Below are 2,128 nucleotides of genomic sequence, written 5' to 3' on the forward strand. Positions count from 1 at the left end.
GGGTTGGCCAGGCTGCCGCGGCTGGCGGCACGGTCCGGCTCTGCGCCGCTCAGGATGCGCTTGACCGGCACCTCGAGCTTCTTGCCCGAGAGCGTGCGGGGAACTCCGGGCACCTCGTGGATCTCGTCGGGGACGTGCCGGGGCGAGAGCTGGGTGCGCAGCGCCTTGGCGATGCGGCGCCGCAGCTCGTCGTCGACGTCCATCCCCGGGGCCGGCGCGACGAACAACACGAGCCGGCCCGGACCCCCGTGGGGGTCCTCGAGGTGCACGACCAGGCTGTCGGCGACCTCGGGCAGGCTCTCGACCACGGTGTAGAGCTCGGCCGTGCCCATGCGGACCCCGCCGCGGTTGAGCGTGGCATCCGATCGCCCGGTGATCACGCAGGCCCCGTCCTCGTAGAGGATGATCCAGTCACCGTGCGTCCACACGCCGGGGTGGTGCTCGAAGTACGCGGCCCGGTAGCGCGAGCCGTCTGCGTCGCCCCAGAAGGCCACCGGCATCGACGGCATGGGTGCGCTGAGCACCAGCTCGCCCTGCTCGCCCACCACCGGTCGGCTCGCCTCGTCGTAGGCCTCGACCTTCGCGCCGAGGTAGCGGCACGAGATCTCGCCGGCGCGCACCGGCACCAGAGGACAGCCGCCGACGAAGGCCGTGCACACGTCGGTGCCCCCGCTGACCGACGACAGCAACAGATCGCGGCCCACGGCCTCGTACACCCATTCGAATCCCTCGGACGGCAGCGGCGCGCCCGTGGAGCCGACGGCCCGGAGCGCTGCGAGGTCGGCGACCTCCGCGGGGACGATGCCGTCCTTCCGGCACGCCAGCAGGAACGGCGCCGACGTCCCGAAGAAGGTGACACCCACCTCACCGGCCATCCGCCACAGCCCGGTGAGGTCGGGGAAGCCGGGATCGCCGTCGAACAACACCAGCGTGGCCCCTACCAGCAGGCCGGACACCAGGAAGTTCCACATCATCCAGCCGGTCGTGGAGAACCAGAAGAAGCGGTCACCGGGCCCCAGGTCGTTGTGCAGGGCCAGCACCTTGTGGTGCTCGACCAGCATGCCGCCGTGGCCGTGCACGATCGGCTTGGGCAGGCCGGTCGTGCCCGACGAGTAGAGGACGTAGAGCGGGTGGTCGAACGGCAGGGTCGCGAACCGCAGGTCGGCAGGTTCGGCCAGCAGCTCGTCCCAGGTGAGCGAACCGTCGAGCCGCGCATCGGCGTCGAGGTAGGGCACGGTGACGACCGAGCGCAACGTCGGCAGCTCCGACCTGATGGCCGCCACCTCGGCGACCCGGTCGACCTGCTTGGCGCCGTAGCGGTAGCCGTCGACGGCGAGCAGCGCCACCGGCTCGATCTGCCGCAGCCGGTCGACGACGCTGCGGGTTCCGAACTCGGGGGCGCACGACGACCAGATGGCCCCGAGGCTGGCGGTCGCGAGCAGCGCGACGACCGTCTCGGGGATGTTGGGCAGGTAGGCGGCCACCCGGTCGCCGGCGCCCACGCCCAGCCGCTCGAGCCCCGCACGACAGCGCGCGACCTGGTCCCGCAGGTCGGCCATCGAGAGCTCGACCGGATCGCGCGACTGCGACCAGGCGACGAGTGCGGGTCCCGCCGGCTCGCTGCGGAGGGCATGGCCTGCGTAGTTGACCGTCGCCCCGGGGAACCAGGCAGCGCCGGGCATCTCGGCGTCGGCCAGCGCCCGTTCGACCGGCGTGGCCGACTCGAGGTGGAAGTGGTCCCAGACCGAGCGCCAGAACCCGTCGAGGTCGTCGACCGACCAGCGCCACAGGCTGTCGTAGTCGGAGAAGGAGAGCCCCCGGTAGCTGGCGAGCCACCGCAGGTACCGCCCGATGCGGGTGCTGTCGAGCACGTCGTCCGGCGGCTGCCAGAGCACCCTCCCTCGCTCGCGCATGCCGCTCACGCTAGTGGCAGCCTCGTGGCGCCGATCTCCTCGCGTCGAACGGCGAATGCTCGACGTCCAGCTCGACCGTGACATCACCGGGGCGGCCCGGCGGGCGGCTCACCGGGGCGGCTCGGTGGGTGGCCCGGCGGGCGGTTCGGTGGGCGGCTCGGCGGACGCACGGCGGCGGGCGAACCATGCCAGCGCGAGGGCGATCACCGGCACGA

1 protein-coding gene is annotated in these 2,128 nt (G+C 72.6%); it reads right to left on the minus strand.

Annotation, left to right across the window (positions count from 1 at the left end):
* Positions 1–1,913, minus strand: a 1,913-nt coding sequence (locus VK640_00750) for an acetoacetate--CoA ligase (GenBank protein HTE71716.1), incomplete at its 3' end; no start/stop codon positions are given.
* Between the last annotated feature and the right edge of the window lie 215 nt (positions 1,914–2,128).

It is taken from the genome of Actinomycetes bacterium (assembly GCA_035489715.1).
Taxonomy (GTDB): Bacteria; Actinomycetota; Actinomycetes; order JACCUZ01; family JACCUZ01; genus DATHAP01.